Here is a 15,990-nt window from a genome sequence, read left to right on the forward strand (position 1 = left end):
TTATGGAATGATCACAGTTAAGCAATACGCAGTTACCCATTAATTGAACGTTGTAGGTCACGAATGTCCTTCCACGAAATGAGCTTGATGTTTTCCTTTAGGAAGAGCTGCTTTATATCCAAATCACAGAGTAAGCGGAATTCAATTTCCCTTTCCATACAACAGTTTGTTAATTGCTTCAGTTCATCTAATCCCTTGAGAAATCGCATAAGTAATTTGAGCTCGCATTTCAAGCCTAACCTCATCCAGATCAGCATTGGACTCTAAAAATGCGATATCTGTAAAAAATTCATTAGCTGAATTAACAAGGCTGTGGAGCGGATTCTCATGATACACAACCTTATATCCTTGATGCTCTGAACTTGATAATGTCAAATGAATTCCGGCGTGCTCGATAGTCTGAATATCCCCCCTGCTTAAAGCTTCTTTGGCTGCTCGGCAGGGAGTCATTATTGAAGTTGAGGTAATGGCAGCCTGTTGAAATTATGAATAAGGGCGCAAGCACATTTGTGCCTACGCTCTTGCCCAAGTCATTTATTTCCGTTCAATATATACTGGTTATCCAATTCAAGTTATAGTTGTCTTATTTTAAGAGCCTAAATCAGGTTGATCCAAGAAGCTAACGGTACTATCCGTCGTTTCATGCAATTCAAAGATAATAATCTCATTATCGCCTTGCTTCAATAATGGACCTGGCACATACAATCTCTTCTGCGGTCCAATATCCCAATAACGACCCAGATTGAAACCATTGATGAACACGACACCTTTGGTCCAACCTTCCAGACTGAGGAAAGTATCACATGGCTCATCCACAATTAACGTTCCTCGGAAGAAGCTCGGACCTGTTTGTTCCGTGATGCTCCCGAATTGCAGACCCGATAAGTCCGTTAGCGGTAACGTGTACGTCGTCCAATCCGATAAGAACTGGCGCCCAAAACGTACCCCTTCGGTAATCCCTTTCCGGTCTTTCATATAAGGCCCATAATTAACTCGGCCTAAATTCTCAACAAGGATAGAGACCTCTACTCCTTCAGCAGGCACTTCAAATTCTATCTTCACATCGGTATGAACGCGGTCCAGAACACCAGCCGGCTGTCCGTTAAGGAAAATTTGTGCGCGGTCATGCACGTCTTGCAAGAAAAACTGATCTTTAGGACGGGGTCCGCTAATAAACGTACGATAATGAATAAATCCGTAATCCTGCCCCATCTTTTCCATTGTCTCAGGGTATGCCGTATAAATAGGTGCAGAGATGTTGTCCAAATTAGCCGCTAATGAAGCTTGCTCGGTCATTTTCACTTGTCCATACGCTTTCTTAGCGATCGGAGCTGGCAATTCACATGCAGGTACATCCACATATTTGGAGATAATATCGCGCACCGCATAATATTTAGCGGTCGGTTCACCGGATTCATTTAGCAAGGCGTCATAATCATAGCTAGTCACCGTAGGTTCATAGCTTTCCGCCGTATGGCCGTTCGCTCCGTTGTAGAAACCAAAGTTTGTTCCGCCATGGAACATATAGAAATTAACGGACCCGTTCAGACTAAGCATTTCATCAAGCACACTTGCGACATCCTCAGCGGGACGGGTATGATGCTCCTCCCCCCAATGATCAAACCAACCGTTCCAATATTCCATACACATAGATGGCGCATCCGGTTGATATTGCTTAAGCTTCTCGAATGCTTCTGCTGGCCGAGAACCAAAATTCACCGTTGCCAGAACACCATCGATCATACCGCCTTGCAGCATCGCATCTTCAGGTCCATCGGAAGTAAATAGCAGAACGTCTATTCCACGAGCAATCATGCTTTCTTTTTGATGAATTAAGTAGCGTTTGTCATTGCTGTAGCTTCCATATTCATTCTCGACCTGCATCGCGATAATCGGCCCGCCACTCGTGCATAGGAGCGGTTTTAATTTCGGAAGCAGCACATCATAATAAGCATCTACATGATCTAGAAACGGCTTATGATAGCAGCGCAGACGCATATCAGGGTCCGCCAGCAGCCAAGCTGGCAATCCGCCAAATTCCCATTCCGCACAAATATAAGGCGCCGGGCGAACAATAACATGCAGCCCGATTTCTCCAGCCAGCTCAATAAAACGAACGATATCCGCCATGCCTTCAAAATAAAATTGGCCTTTCTTCGGCTCGTGAAGATTCCATGGGACATACGTTTCCACGGTATTGAGCCCGCATGCTTTTAATTTTGCAAGTCGATCTTGCCAATGCTCAGGTACAGTTCGAAAATAATGAAAAGCTCCTGAGAGAAGACGTATCGGCTGATCATTATAATAAAATGAAGATCCTGAATAATTAAATGTAGTCATCTATTTCCCGCCTTATAAAATAGTTAAATCATTAAGCATAATGACTCGCTATAGCCTGATTGATTCTCTCTCTTGCCGCTAACAGCCATTCCCCACTGCCTTTTGGATAAACAGAGAACGTCAATGGTTCTTGCAAACCCTCTTCCAACAGCTTTATCGTCTGTTCTTTGCCAATCTTCTGCTCTAGCAGCTCGAGTGCGCGCAAGTCTTGCATCGCCTCATAGAGAACTTCCAAGCGAATTGACTCGATTGGACCCTCTTCGCCAGGATAAACCAAGAAGGAATCTCCCGAAGGAAACGCAAGCTTTGCATCCGTTGACCGATAGGGATCCAGCTTCTGATCGATGGAGTACTGCGAATACCAGAAATTAAAGCCCCAATGCAGGAAGCCCTTCAATCCAAACTTATACAACTGAAGCCCAATAATCCGGTTTCTAGAGGAAGGCATGTTAAAAAAACGATTGGATACTTCTTGATGCTGCGCACAGCAATAATAAGTCCATAAATCCGGAACGCCATACTCCAGAAACGGTTCGATATGATTGTTTCCCGGAATCGGTCTTTGCACTAGGCCCCGCTCATACATATCCAAATCAGACAGCGCGTCCATAATAGGATAATCAGACAAATGCTTACGCACGATTTGGCTGGCAGCCTGATAGGATTCCAATTGACTGAGGTCCGGCTCATCCGAAATATGGAACCAGCTTTGCTGAGCTAGTCCATTTTCTTTCAAGTAACGATCAAGGCTCGGCAGGAATTGATCCAAGAAGCTGCGATAAGCTTCAGAGGATGCATCCGTCTCCCAGCCGAATAGCTTTTTCTCTTCTCCATGTACCGTTCCCATAATCTTTGGAGCGCACTTTGCTCCCCATTGCGTAAACAAGTGTGAAAACTCAAAGTACTTCACGTCCAGCTTCTTGCACATCGTTACCCACCGCGTAAGCTGATCAAAGCCAAATGTATAAGTATCTCCCTCCACGTCAACTTTCACCAATTGGACAGTTGGACGTTCTCCTCCAACAAAGGTATCGAGCGGCGGTGTAAAAAGTGGTGTCAATACCATGTTCATGCCATGCTTGACCATTGCGTCCACATAACGTTCCAGAAGCTTCCAATGCGCTTCACTAAAAACTTCGACACCATACTGCGTTGCAATACAATCCACATGAAACCATTCCGTGTGAATTAACTGCTGCGTGGGCAATGCCGCAGGGATGACTGTCAATTGAAATGTATCGGATACCGCTAAGGACTCCCCTTCCTCTGATTGGAAGGAGAATTGAATGGAATGAACACCCGCAGCGACAGATTCATCAAGCTCCACGCTCACCCAAATGGAACGCCACTGCTCAGGTACTGCATTAATGGATTGTTGATTCAGCTCATATAATGGATCTGGATATAGTCCCGGTGTCGTGCGCAGGACGTTATCATCTGGATTTTGAAAACATGGCATCTCCGAAGGAGCCAGACCAACAGATCTAATCAAAATACGGTCTGCAAGGTCGGAGTCGATGTTTACATTTATATTTTTTAAGAGCGTATCTGAGGTGTATGCGACTTGGAAGGAATAGGTCTCGCCGAAAAGCGCAGAAGCGCTTTGAAAGGCTTGTTCGGTTGGCGTCTCATCTGCGAATACTTTTGTCAACGAGCTTAGTAGTTTCGTCTCAAATTGAACTGGATTATTCATACATCTTGCACCTCTTTAAATTAGAATGCTTTCTGCAAAATCTTTGAGATTGATGCTGTTTCCATCCACTCTTGATTGCTCCGCCGCGAAGGCCATTAAATGGCTTTGAACGGATTGACTTGCCGAGGTAAGCCCCTCACTCTTGCCATCTTCTCTTACCAGCTTTAAGAAATCCTTGAGTAAACCCATATCACCGCCGCCGTGGCCAACATGACCTCCCATGTCTTCAAATGAGATTCTCTCAATCTTGCCGCTGCCAAAATGGATCACTTCAATTTCATTTTTCTCCATGGCGCCGCGGATTTCACCTTTGGTTCCCATAAGCTTGATTGTGCGGCTGACATCTCTAGTAAATGCGCTCATCGTAAATGCTGCAGTGACGGAATTCGCAAACTCCAAATTCACAACCTGGTGGTCAACAACATCGTTGTCACAATGATAGACGCATCTGCCGTAAGGTCCTTCCTCAAGCGCCTTATAACGCGCACTATAGCTCAGATCATTACTAATTGCCGAAGTTGGCCAATTGGTATCCTCTGTTAAATAGTAATTAGGCGCGTAGTAGAGACATTCGTCTGCCACTGGACACCCGTCCAAGCAGCGTAACGGTGCTCCTGCCGGCGCTTGATCAGATGTAAAGTGTGAAAGTGAGCCAAAGGAGGATACACGAACACATTCCGAACCAGCCAACCAGAGCAAGATGTCCAGATCATGACAGGACTTCGCTAGAATCATTGGACTGGAATCCTCTTTCCGGCTCCAATTTCCTCTTACGAAGCTATGCGCTTGATGCCAGAACCCTACATTTTCATTATGCGTGATAGACATTAATTTACCAATTGTTTCTTTTTCTAATAATTCTTTAATGGTAGAGAAGAAATTCGTATAACGAAGCACATGACATATCGAAAACACTCGATTTAACTGAGACGCCTTTTCTCCCATAAGCAAACATTCTTTGGCATCGGGAGACATCGGCTTCTCAAGCAGCACATGATAACCTGCCTCAAGTGCTTTCATTGTCGGATCGAAATGCTGTTTATCTTGCGTGCAGATGAGTACGGCATCGGCTAGTTTTGGCATAGCGAAAAAATCATCCCAGTTCTCAAAACACATATTATCTGCAATGTTATGTCTAGCTTGGAAGCTCTCCCTGCGCTCTGCAACCGGCTCTGCAACAGCTACAACTTGCAGCTCATTGGGATGAGCAAGAGCATATTCCAAATAGTTGACACCCCGCAAGCCCGCTCCAATTATGGCAACCGTTACTTTTTTCATAATTAATCTCTCCTCGATGTTGTAAGTCTATCTATTCCTTGACGCTTCCTACGGTCATGCCTTTAACAAAATACTTTTGCAGAAACGGATATACGAGCATAATGGGCAAAGCACCCATAAAGATTTGCGCATTTCGAAGTGTCTTCTCGCTTAAGTTGTCCATCACTTTAAGCTGCTCAATAGACATGGAAGACATTTGGGCATTAATCGACATAATTAATGTAGACAGATACGTTTGCAATGGGTACTTTTCTGGTGAATTCAAGTAAAGAATGCCATCAAACCAAGAGTTCCAATGCCCAACAATCGTGAACAAGCCAATCGTTGCAATCGAAGGAAGCGATACAGGCAAATAAATTTGCCAAAGCACACGCCAGTGTCCCGCACCGTCAATTGTCGCTGCCTCATCCAGTTCTCTAGGAATGGATCTGAAGAAATTCAACATGAGCACCATATTCCATACATTCAAAGCACCCGGCAAAACGAGCGCCCAAATCGAATCAATGATGCCTGTATCTTTGACAATGATATACGTAGGAATCAACCCGCCGCCGAAAAACATCGTTATCGCAAAGAACCATACATAAGGAGTTCTAAATTTAAACTGATGATTAGATTTCGCAAGCGGAAAAGCGGTAATAAATACAAGCAGCATATTAACAGCCGTCCCAAGCACGACCCGCTGTACGGATACCCATAATGATCGGAAGAACTCAACCTTCTCCCCCAAGTATTGATAGGCATCCAAAGAGAAGCCGACAGGCCAAAGCTTAACTTCTCCTGCCATCGCAGCCGTATTCGAGCTAAGTGAGATGGAGAGTAAATGAATAAACGGGATAATGCCAAGCAGCGTGATCGCTGTTAACAACAACGTATTGAACACGACAAAAAGCTTTCTACTGATTGATGGTTTGTGTATCACTGTATTACCTCCGTTCTAGAATATTCTGTAGTTGTTAAGTTTATAAGCCGCATAGTAGGTAATGGATACTAACCCTAATGAAATGACCGATTTAAAAAGGCCGATTGCCGCTGCCGGTCCGAATTGCTGGCTGAACATCCCTAGTCGATAAACGAATGTATCAATGATATCTGCGCCTTCATAAACGGTCGGGTTATACATAATTAGAATTTGTTCGAAGCCAGCATTTAGAATTCCGCCTAAGCTTAATACGCCTAGCAAAATGAGTATGGGGGAAATGCCTGGAAGCGTAATGTGCATCACTTGCTTCCACTTGCCTGCTCCATCAACCTCTGCTGCTTCATATAGCGTTGCATTGATGCCCACAATGGCAGCGAGCATAACAATCATATTGTAGCCCATGCCTTTCCACACATCTGATCCAATGACAATGCCTCGGAACCAGTCATTGTCGAGCATAAACATAATCGGCTGAAATCCCATTTCGGTTAACAAGCCATTAACAGGTCCGCTCAGCGAGAACAATTCAATGACGACTCCGCCAAGCACGGTCCATGACAGAAAGAACGGAAGGAAGATGGCAGATTGAATGAAACGTGAGAACCATTTTCTTGTCACTTCATTTAGCAATAACGCAAGAATAAGAGGAACAAGCAAAAACAGGATCATTTTGAAAATCGCAATAATGATCGTATTCCAAAGCACTTGACCAAAATCCGGCAACGCAAATACGTAACGGAAATTGTCAAAGCCTACGAATTCAGATTTAAAAAAACCGGATAATGGTTCAAATTGTTGAAAAGCCATCACTAGGCCAGCCATAGGACCGTATGCATAGATCAAAGTAGCGATAACACCGGGCAGTAACATCAAATGTAGTACATATTCTTTTTTCAGCGTTCTCATAGATGACCCTCCTAACCAGCTGCTAATTTTAAAGCGGGAGGAGTTGTCGACTCCTCGACTCGTCTCTCCCGCTTTTGATTGATTTAAGATTTAATTTTTCGCTTGCTCGCCGTACCATGCATTAACTTCTGCTGTAATATCATCGCCGCCTAGCGATTTCCAGCTTGCAACGAACTTATCAAATTCATCAATGGAAGCGCCCATAATGATTTTTGTAAAGGATTCCTGCATGAGCTTATCCAGCTGAGCGCCCTTCTCTACTTGTGTTTTTGTAGGAAGGCCGTAGAATTCATTGTTTACAAACGCTCCGCTTTCTTTAATTTTACGCGTCGTTCCCCAGCCGCCATCTTTTGCTGCACGGCTGTAATATTGGCCCCAGTTGACGCCTTTGGAAGCATCCTTTGTATTGCCTGCGAGGAAATCAGTTCCTGCTTTGAATACATCCGCTACATTCTTGTAGTTCTCGTCATCCAGCGTAATTTCAGTTTGTTTAGCGTCGAGCGCTTTGTTCACTTCTGTATAGATGGTTTCAATTTGAGCCGGGTTGTAGATACGTGGATTAAACCAGTTGTATACATAACCATTCTCGGCTTTGTTTTTCTCTAAATATTGCTTGTTGCCCATTTCGATATAAAAGTTGATCATTTTAATTGCAGCTTCTGGATTTTTCGCTTTTTTGTTTACAGCGAAAACCTTGCCAGCGCGAATTTTCGGAACGAGTGATTTTGCTGGACCGTCCAGCCCTGGAATTTGAACAGCAATCCATTCAGCCTTCGGATCTTTGTCAATATTTAAATTAAGCGGCCAGTTCGGGTACCACCATTCTCCGTAGGAAATACCTACCTTGCCCGAAGTAAGATCTTCTACTGCTTTGTTCTCATCCTTCAGCGCAAACTCTTTATTGAGAATGCCATTTTGGTACCAAGACTGCAGCTTGCTAAGCGCCGTCTTCACCTCAGGTTGAATAAGACCCGGTATTAGTTTATCTTCACCATTTTTGATCCAAGCCGTCTGAGCATCACCAATGGATGGGTAAGCTCCGAATCCGTTAAATAATCCTCTTACATCAAAGCCCCAGAAAAACAACGTTTTCTGCAATGAAATACCATAAGTATCATTTTGCTTGTTTTGATCCGGATCGTTTTTCACAAATGCTTCTGCAACCTTCTCCAGCTCATCGATTGTCGTAGGCGCTTGCAAGTTCAAATTATCCAGCCAATCCTTCCGAATCCAAAGCAATTGCGTGGATAGGAATGGATCTTCAAAAGCTGGAATGGCCAGCTGTTTGCCGTCTGCGTTATAAGTCTTCATTGCAAAGCCGCCATCCGATTCCATATATTTCTTAAGTGTTGGCGATGCATATTGCTCATATGCTTCTGTCAGATCAGCGAGCATATCTTGCTTTTTCAGCTTCTCGAAGTTTTTCGGGTCCAGCTCCAAAATATCAGGCAGGTCGCCCGATGCCATCGCAAGTGAGAACTTTTGTTCAAATTGGCTGGAAGGCACGGTCCATTTATATTTCACTTCAATGTTCATCATCTCTTTTAAATCTTTAAAGTAAGCATTCTGATCTGGTGTAATTCCTTTTGGCGTTCTTGAATCCTCAGGCGGATTAAATCCAAGCACTTCTGTAACCGTAACCGGTTCAGCGTATTTACCGAATGGATCTGGCGGAGTGGCTTCAGTCTGGTTGTTCTCTGTTGACGGTTTAGATGTGGATGTGTTTCCTTTGTCATTTCCTTGGCTGGAGCATGCTGTAATGGCTGAAGCAGACAGCGATAACAACAAAATCATCTTCATTGTTTTATAATTTTTCATATGGAACACTTCCCCCTTTTGATAATGTTAGTAGCCCTGATCCCTGTGTTTATTATATTTCGAGAGGGAAAGCGGTTTCAATTTCACTTTTTTTACATCGCTTTTGAATTTTTTACTTATTGCGAATTTCGATACTCTTGAGGTGAAAGACCCGTCATTTTTTTGAAAAAAGTCGTAAAATACGAAGCCGAGTCAAAACCCGCCTTACTCGCAATTTCATTTAATTTCAAGGAAGTATTCATCATCAGATCGATGGCAACGGTCATTTTTGTAGATTGAATGTACTCTAATAGATTATGTCCTGTGATCTGCTTATAATAGCGAGACAAATAGGATGGATTAAAATGCACCTCGTCCGCAATAGCCGTTAGAGACACATCCTTGGACAGATTGTTATGAACATATTGATGAATTTGTTCGATAAGCAATTGTTTAAATTCTTCTTGCTTCATCTCTCCGCTCATATCGGTTTCACAAGCATTCGATTTTTCGTAATCAACAATAACCATTTTTTGGCCAAATGCCGCTCTTTTCTGAATCATTGCACGAACAGCTTCCACCTGATGATGGAGCGTATTCCACTTTCCTAACAAATTTCCAGAAATGCCGAATGAAACCGAAGCCGAGAGAACCTCAACGCATTCATTCTGTACAAGCTCAAGAATGCCTTTCATATAGGATGCGATGCCTTGCTCCTTCGTATTCTCATCTGGCTGATTCCCTAGAAAACGTCCCAATAATTCCTCATCCGCTTGAAGAATCCATAGAAGTGAGCTGCCATTGTAGATAGCTTTCTCTCTCGCTATGGAAGCCGGCAAATGATTGTCAAAAATCCTCTGCACCGATTCCAGCACCTTTAAATTTTGAACCTCAAGCCGATCCACTTGTCCTACCAGGAAGAATGCGGGGCGCTCAGCAGCAATGCCAAATTCCACTTCTGCATAAATGGACTCCGTCAATAGAGAAGGAAGCGGCTCTCCGCCAAGCATAGCTTCCATCATTTCTTTTTTGAGATAAGGTTCGGCGATTTGAATATGCCTTTGCGCCTTCTCCTGCTGCAGCTTAACGCTTTTCTCTTCTTCCAGCTTGCCTATTACCTCTTTTACCGCTTGGAAAATAGGCTCAATGCCTTCTGTTTTCAAAATATAGTTTTCTACGTTTTTCTTTAACGCTTCGTATACGTAATCAAATTCGCTATACCCTGTAAGAAAAATGACTCGGCATGCGGGCCAATAATATACCATCTCATCGACCAATTGCAGGCCATTCTTCTGAGGCATACGAATATCGCTGATCAAAATATCCAGTTTCGTTTTTTTTGCTATTTCAAGCGCCTCACCAGAGGAATAGGCTTTGCATATATCCAGCTCAAAGTCTTTGTTTCCCTGAAAAAGCTGCACTAGGCCATTCACAATGACAGGCTCGTCATCTACTATTAACAATCGGTACATTATTGTGCCCCCTTATTCTCAAGATGTATGATAAGCTCCACTTTTAATCCGCCGTATTGGCTTCGGGAGACAAATAAGCCGCTGTCCGTTCCATAAATTAATTTTAGCCGATTGCTGACGTTAATTAATCCCGTTTTCTCAATCTGCTTCGTTTTGACTGCAAGCTGCTCCTGCAACTGCTCCATTTTATCATCTGTTAATAAACTGCCGTTGTCCTCTACGGTGATGCGTACGATATCATCTTGATAACTGGCTCCAATATAGACAACTCCGTTCATCGTACCATCTTCAAAGGCATGATCAAATACATTCTCTACGATCGGCTGAATGATAAGTCTTGGAACGTAAACGGTATGCAATTGATCTGAAATCTCCGTGTATTCATACGAAATACGGTTGGAAAAGCGAATACATTGAATCTCGCAATAATCGAGCGCATGCTGAAATTCCTTATTAAGCAGCACTTCATCAGAACCGCTTCTTGTAATGTATTGATAATAGCTTCCCAGCTTTTGGGAGAGCTCTGCCGCACTATCCGAATCGCCTACTTTACACATCATATAAATGTTAAAAAAGCTGTTGTATAAAAAATGAGGGTTAATTTGAGATTGCAGCTGCTTTAATTCCGAGTGCTGCAGCGCTATCTTTTGTTCATAGTTTTCCTTTATGGAAACCTTCAAGCGATGTGCCATCCGATTAAAGCTTTGAAATAAATAATGAAATTCATCCTTTGTCTTAGATTCGATAACTAAGTTCAGATTATCTGTTTCTATCATACGAAACGCCTTGCCTAGATTGGACAATGGGCGATGGATCATGACGTTAACGGAGAATGAATAAAGCAAAAGAATGATAATGGTAATGCTGAACAGCAGATAATACAGCGTATAAAACTGGCTTAATGATCTAGTGATCTCGTTCTGATTCACATACATAATTAATGACAGATTTAAAGAGCTTACAAAATTATGGATAACAAAATAACGGATGCCGTTTACCTTCTCCATTTTGGACATATTGTCATCTTGCTCATTAGGTAATTTAACCAGCTGCTGCTGTACAGAAATAGCTTGCTCATCTTGCGTCGTCGCAAACACACTCCCCAAACCCTCACTCCCAAGCAAAACCTCTGACTCCTGATAAAGGGTAGTAATGGTATGCAGCTCTTCGAGCAGCTTCACTTTAGAGATTTCGATATACGACCAAATGCCATCATTATTTGCCGTCTCAATAAAGAAGATCCGATCACCATCTAGGTAAAAAGAGGGCTTGATTGCAACGCCTATAAGCTTAGAAATAAGCTCGTATTCATCATTTGGCGTGTTGGTAACGCCATTCGAAATCGAGATGGTTTTACCCTCTGAAGCAATATAAACGCCTGCATTAAGTACGTACTCGCTCGAATTCATAAGAAAGCTCAATCGATCCTTCACTTGCTCAATGAGTCTAACCTCATCATATTTCCCAAGGCTTCCTCCCCTGAAGCTAAGCTTTTGCAAATCTTCACCGTTAATAAAGCCTAATTGCTGATTGCGAATAAAATACATTTCCTTGTCCAGCTGCTTCGCATAAAAGGATGCTCCCGCTTCGGCGGAATCCAGCATTGTATTTTTCGAAAACGACATGCCCTTGTAATTGACCCAAATATTCATCGAAATGAGGGGAACAAGAAACACGATAAATACGATGACAATTTTCTGATAGACGAACCACTTCGCTTTGCCGGCAGCCTGCAATTTCATAGGATATCCCCTTCTTCACCATCTAGGAAAACTTCTCGATGCTAATTAATATAACCAAAATAACAGAGACTCGGATCAGATTGTTCAACTTCTTAACGGAGGGCTTTTGCCGTTAACATTCATAAAGGAATCATACCAAGATTTTATTTAGACGCAATAGATAGTTCAACCATGCGAGCCATCTTTTGAATTTAAATGCTATAGTTCACGCCAATTTTTGGCGTACAACAAATAAAAACCCGAGCTTTTATGGTCGGGTTTTTCCATGGTAGAGGCGCGGGCTTCTGGTTCCTCTTATTCTAAGGTAACACTGTAATTAACAAAAAAAGGTTAGCACATCAATTGATATGCTAACCTTTCTCTATAGCGCTTCAAGAGCACACGACTCAGTAACTTTTCCATAATTTACATTTAATAAGCCCAATTCCCTTGACGAAAGACAGGCTCGATTGTGCCGTCAGGCAGTTCTCCATCAATATCGAGATCGGCGCAACCAATCATGAAGTCAACATGTGTAAGGCTTACGTTAGCGCCTCGCTCCAGTAGTTCCTCTTTGGAGAGCTTCGTTCCACCTTCCAGGTTGACAGGATAAGCACTTCCCAGTGCAAAATGACAGGAAGCATTCTCGTCAATGCCTGTATTATAAAATACTCTATTCAAGTTCGATATTGGCGAATCATGTTGCACTAATGCCATCTCTCCGAGATAGGATGCACCTTCATCCGTTTCGAGCAATGAAGTTAAATGTTCAAGTCCCGATTCGGCATCATAAGCCACCACTTTGCCGTCTTTGAACGTAAACGTGATTCCTTCAACTAACCTGCCGTTCAAATTGAGAGGCAATGTGCTTTTTACCGTGCCGTTCACACCGGTACGATGAGGCATGGTGTACACTTCTTCAGTTGGCATATTCGCAACAAAATAAACACCTTTCTCATTTTCCCCGCCGCCGCCACGCCAAATATGTCCTTCAGGCAGTTGTACTCGCAGATCCGTTCCCGGCGCGCGATAATGCAGACTCTTATAGCGTTTCGCATTAAGAAGGTCCTGGCTTGTTTTCAAATGATTAATGTGCTCACGCCAAGCGGCAATAGGATCATCTGTATTTACTCGCACCATGTGGAAAATAGCTTCCCACATCGCATCCGCACGCTGCTCCTCCGGAAGATCGGCATACACTTTATCCGCCCATGCGCGAGTTGGCGCCTTGATCAGCGACCAGCTAATTTTGCTGTTCCGCGTATACTTTGAATATTCTTCTCGCGCGACAGCCGCGGACTTGACCGCAGCCGATACTTTTGCAGAATCGATGCCGCGAAACAGCTCTGGATTAGGCACTTTAATATGCAGTATAGCTCCGCCTTCTTCAGCAAAATGCACCATACTGTCGGCAAGCCACTGTGGATAATAGTCGAAGGAATCATCTGATGCCTTCTCATACCGAACGCGAGTAATCGCATCGTCATCCCACTCTACAATGACATATTTGGCTCCTGCCTCATAAGCTTTTGCTACAATTAATCGGGTTAGTTCAGCCGTTTCAATCGGAGCATGTACGATAAGCACTTGCCCCACTTGAACGTTCACACCAACCTTAATGACTAATTCAGCATATTTGTTCAACATGAACTCAAACTTCTCCATTCACCAAACCCCCCTTGTTACTCGACTTCTTCCAATCCAATTTCTTTTTCCATTATAAAATCATCCATCACAAAACCATTACCTATATCAGCCACCTGAGTACGAACTGATTTAAACCCTTTTTTCTCATACACAGCAATCGTTGTATCATTATAACGATTTACCGTGAGCCATATCATACCTAACCCTCGATCTTTGCATATCGCTTCCAAGAACGCCATAGCCTGACTTGCATAACCTTTTCCGCGATGCTCTTTGCGTATATAAAACTTGCTTAAAAACAACTTGTCTTCTTCTTGTTTTATCCCCAAGTAGCCGATATTATGGCCATGTATATTCATGAAAAAATATTCATAACCTTGATTTTCAATTTGATTCGTAATCGCATGATCCGATTGGAATTTATCCACCATATAATCAATTTGTTCTTTTGTTATAATGCTTACAAAATATTCATTCCAAATTTCCGATGCCAATTGCGCTAAAGCCGAGACTTCTTCCACAGTCTCTACCTTTGGAAAAACGAGCTCCATAACGTTTACAAACCACCTTTTCAAATGCAAGTCATAATTAATAAATTATCACATTCATCTGAATTTTTCTATTAACCGAATATTTATGTGAAGCCCTACATGAATCAATGTCAATAAAACGAGGGGGGATGGACTATTGTGTCTTAGATCTACTTAACATTTTTTCTTTTTTTAATATTGTCTGTTCATATCTTGCAATTTTATCATCCATACGTTCCAATCCTTTTTTCATCTCTTCCATTTTTTTGGCTAGCAGTTTATGCTGCTCGATTAAAAGCTCTTTCCTAGCTCCGATGGTTTCATCACCCTGTTGATACAACGCAACATATTCAATCAAAATCTCAATAGGAAGACCTACACCACGCATGCATTTGATATATTCAACCCATCTGCAGTCTTCCTCCGTATAATCCCTGATTCCGCTTTTATTCCGGTTCACCCGTGGAATAAGCCCGACCCGTTCATAATAGCGGAGAGTGTCCGGTGATAAATCAAATTTCGCGCTTGCTTCGGCTATCAACATGCAGATTTCACTCCCTAATTTAAGATCAAGAACGCCCGAAAAAATCGATCGGGCGTTCTTGTTGTTCCTTATATTAAACACTCATTACATCGTAATAGGCCCAACGACTGGATGTGGAACATACGGCTCTTCCAGCGATGCAATTTCTTCTGGCGTTAGCTTAATGGAAATTGCAGCTGCTGCATCTTCGAGATGCGACATTTTTGTAGCGCCAATAATTGGTGCGGTTACTGGTTCTTTATGTAGTACCCAGGCTAACGCGATCTGAGCACGGGGAACACCATGTCTTTCGGCAATGGCTGCAACCCGCTCTACAATTAATCGGTCAGTATTTGCAGTCGCATCGTATTTAGATTTTTGAACTTGATCGGTTTCGAAACGATGCGTTGTTTCTGACCAATCACGTGTCAATCTACCTGAGGCGAGCGGGCTATAAGGAATGACGCCAATTTTTTCTTCCTTACAAAGCGGAAGCATTTCTCTCTCTTCTTCACGGTAGATGAGATTTAAATGATTTTGCATCGATACGAACCGAGTCCATCCATTTTTTTCAGCTACATGCAATGCCTTTAGGAACTGCCATGCGTACATGGCTGAAGCGCCAATGTATCTTGCCTTTCCAGCCTTCACAACATCATGTAATGCTTCCATCGTTTCTTCTATGGGTGTATTGTAATCCCAGCGATGAATTTGATAAAGGTCTACATAATCCGTTCCGAGTCGCTTAAGGCTCTTATCTATTTCACTCATGATTGCCTTTCGAGAAAGACCAGCACCGTTTGGGCCTTGCTGCATCCGAAAATGAACCTTTGTCGCCAGGACGATTTCATCTCGATTGGCATAATCCTTTAAAGCTTGACCCACAATTTCTTCGCTTGTTCCGTCTGAATATACGTTCGCAGTATCAAAAAAGTTGATGCCTAAATCCAATGCTTTTTTTATGATTGGACGGCTGCTCGCTTCATCAAGTACCCAAGGATGCACCCACCGCTCCGCTACACCAAAGCTCATACAGCCAAGACATAGCCGAGATACATCCAAGCCTGTATTACCGAGTTTCACATATTCCATTTAATCGTTCCTCACTTTCAAATAGATATTGTTTCCTTCAGCTGTAGTGTACTCCTTGGAGTTAACTCC

General features: G+C 42.9%; 13 protein-coding genes. All 13 read right to left on the reverse strand.

Annotated elements, in window-relative coordinates; all coding sequences use genetic code 11:
* Nucleotides 1-183: 183 nt before the first annotated feature.
* Nucleotides 184-468, reverse strand: a complete 285-nt coding sequence (locus AB4Z45_RS16195) for a ChbG/HpnK family deacetylase (RefSeq protein WP_441910394.1) — start codon at nt 466-468, stop codon at nt 184-186.
* A 120-nt stretch (nt 469-588) separates the two neighbouring features.
* Nucleotides 589-2,340, reverse strand: a complete 1,752-nt coding sequence (locus AB4Z45_RS16200; RefSeq protein ID WP_441910354.1) for a beta-galactosidase — start codon at nt 2,338-2,340, stop codon at nt 589-591.
* Nucleotides 2,341-2,371: 31 nt separating this feature from the next.
* Nucleotides 2,372-4,033, reverse strand: coding sequence for a DUF4091 domain-containing protein (locus AB4Z45_RS16205; protein WP_441910355.1), 1,662 nt, complete (start codon nt 4,031-4,033; stop codon nt 2,372-2,374).
* A gap of 15 nt (nt 4,034-4,048) precedes the next feature.
* Nucleotides 4,049-5,311: a Gfo/Idh/MocA family protein gene (locus AB4Z45_RS16210; protein WP_441910356.1), complete on the reverse strand. Its 1,263-nt coding sequence runs from the start codon at nt 5,309-5,311 to the stop codon at nt 4,049-4,051.
* Between the two features lie 31 nt (nt 5,312-5,342).
* Complete coding sequence (locus AB4Z45_RS16215; protein WP_430060443.1) at nt 5,343-6,230, reverse strand: carbohydrate ABC transporter permease; 888 nt, start codon at nt 6,228-6,230, stop codon at nt 5,343-5,345.
* A gap of 18 nt (nt 6,231-6,248) precedes the next feature.
* The gene (locus AB4Z45_RS16220) at nt 6,249-7,139 is read right to left on the reverse strand and encodes an ABC transporter permease (protein WP_441910357.1); all 891 of its coding nucleotides are present in this window, start codon (nt 7,137-7,139) and stop codon (nt 6,249-6,251) included.
* Between the two features lie 90 nt (nt 7,140-7,229).
* Nucleotides 7,230-8,957, reverse strand: coding sequence for an extracellular solute-binding protein (locus tag AB4Z45_RS16225; protein ID WP_441910358.1), 1,728 nt, complete (start codon nt 8,955-8,957; stop codon nt 7,230-7,232).
* A 116-nt stretch (nt 8,958-9,073) separates the two neighbouring features.
* Nucleotides 9,074-10,408, reverse strand: a complete 1,335-nt coding sequence (locus AB4Z45_RS16230) for a response regulator transcription factor (RefSeq protein WP_441910359.1) — start codon at nt 10,406-10,408, stop codon at nt 9,074-9,076.
* On the reverse strand, nt 10,408-12,150 hold the full coding sequence (locus AB4Z45_RS16235) for a sensor histidine kinase (protein ID WP_441910360.1): 1,743 nt from the start codon (nt 12,148-12,150) through the stop codon (nt 10,408-10,410). The genes AB4Z45_RS16230 and AB4Z45_RS16235 overlap by 1 nt, the downstream gene beginning before the upstream one ends.
* A 411-nt stretch (nt 12,151-12,561) precedes the next feature.
* Nucleotides 12,562-13,794, reverse strand: coding sequence for an aminopeptidase (locus tag AB4Z45_RS16240; RefSeq protein WP_441910361.1), 1,233 nt, complete (start codon nt 13,792-13,794; stop codon nt 12,562-12,564).
* 17 nt (nt 13,795-13,811) lie between these two features.
* A complete protein-coding gene (locus AB4Z45_RS16245; RefSeq protein WP_076267638.1) occupies nt 13,812-14,327 on the reverse strand; it encodes a GNAT family N-acetyltransferase in 516 nt (171 codons plus the stop codon).
* A 133-nt stretch (nt 14,328-14,460) separates the two neighbouring features.
* Nucleotides 14,461-14,850 (reverse strand): MerR family transcriptional regulator, encoded by a 390-nt coding sequence (locus AB4Z45_RS16250; RefSeq protein WP_339204343.1) that lies wholly within the window; start codon nt 14,848-14,850, stop codon nt 14,461-14,463.
* Between the two features lie 84 nt (nt 14,851-14,934).
* On the reverse strand, nt 14,935-15,921 hold the full coding sequence (locus tag AB4Z45_RS16255) for an aldo/keto reductase (RefSeq protein ID WP_441910362.1): 987 nt from the start codon (nt 15,919-15,921) through the stop codon (nt 14,935-14,937).
* Nucleotides 15,922-15,990 lie beyond the last annotated feature (69 nt).

The sequence above is a fragment of the Paenibacillus sp. MCAF9 genome (assembly GCF_052114265.1).
GTDB lineage: Bacteria > Bacillota > Bacilli > Paenibacillales > Paenibacillaceae > Pristimantibacillus.